Source organism: Pseudoxanthomonas sp. UTMC 1351 (assembly GCF_040948865.1).
Lineage (GTDB): Bacteria > Pseudomonadota > Gammaproteobacteria > Xanthomonadales > Xanthomonadaceae > Pseudoxanthomonas_A.
The window spans coordinates 1-1376 of the sequence record NZ_JAVGJT010000050.1 but is presented as its reverse complement, the minus strand read 5'-3'; the positions used below and the strand labels follow the sequence as shown (position 1 = coordinate 1376).

Genomic DNA, 1376 nt, shown 5'->3' with positions numbered 1-1376 from the left:
GGCGCAATGCGATAACGCCGAAGGCCTTTGATCAAGCGGCGCGGGCCTTCATCACAGATCGCGAGCGTGGCGAGAGCCCCGCGTGGCCATTGCTGGCCAACGCCGGATTCAGCACGGTCGCTAACGAGCTAACGGAAAAAGGCCTTCGCTATGCGGCGGCGCTTGTAAACCTGCAAAGCGCCATTGATCGCCTCCCATTTCTGACCCTTGACTCAGCTCGCACCCATGAGATGGGACCGTTCGTCCTTGCCGAACGCGGACCTGTCTATGCCTCATCCACCTCAGAGCCTGAATTCTTAGCCACATGTAACGACGACCCCGTCGGGCTTTGTTTCGTCTCACAGAATGGCGAAGTCCGAATGCCTAGCCAACTGATGGAGTATGTCTTGCCGGGAAATGGCTATAACACACTCGCCGTGGTGGACTCGACGTTCAATCGCGGGAGCGAACAACTGCTGGTGCTCAACCGTGGGACCGGCCAACTGAGCGTATATCGCCCCAATGACGACACTCTCAACAACCTTCCGCTCGATGCGCTTCTTCCCTTCGATCGCGCGTCCCTGTCTGCGGACGGGCGATTTGTGGCTGTCATCTATCGCGACAATGACCTGAACCGGGCCCGTCTGGTGGTGTTTGATCGAGAAGCGGGGGTGCCAGTGCATGACGAAGATATCGATAGCGACAGCTCGTCGGTCACCGTAGATTCAAGCGGTGTTGCCGTTGTGGCTGGGCACGCCTGGGGGACGCAAATACACCCGAACGGAGGCGTGAAACGCTCCACTCCTCTCAGCGTGGCGAACAGCATCTATACGCTCAGCCACGACGAGCGGCACATTATTCGCTCTGGCGATCAAAGATGTGATCTCGTGCTGGAAAGTCGCGACCACAGCCACCAGATAACGCTAAAGCATCCCCATCGGCCGCCGAACGAGTTTGTGATGGGCATCGCCTTTTCACCCGCGAATGCGATGGCTGCGCTCACATATTCCGACCGTTCGGTTGCTATTTTTAAGTTGGTCGGAAATGAGAGCGACGAACGTCTGCCCAGTGTTCATCTGCAGCTTCCAGTGATCCGATACGAAACCTCGACCGCCGTCTCTTTCGAGAAGGACGGAACGGAACTTCTCATGACGTTTACCGACTGGGCGTCGCAGGTGGCGGGCACCACTGAGGGTTCATTCACCGCCACGACGATGTCCTTGCCTCTCGTTGAATGATTCGTCGCGACATGCGAGAAACTGCGAAGAAACCCCTCCTGTTCGGAACTCCATAAGGGAAAGCCCCCGGCAATCTACCGAGGGCTTTCTGCTTTGATGCGGGTTGAAGTGCAGGCCCTGCGTTAGCGATTTCCGGCCTGCAGCGTCGAATGGACGTCC

Annotated in this window: 1 protein-coding gene; it reads left to right on the top strand. The window is 57.6% G+C overall.

The window, feature by feature from the left end; translation table 11 throughout:
* On the top strand, nt 1–1217 hold a 1217-nt coding region (locus tag AB6O04_RS20170), incomplete at its 5' end, for a hypothetical protein (RefSeq protein WP_368566206.1).
* Between the last annotated feature and the right edge of the window lie 159 nt (nt 1218–1376).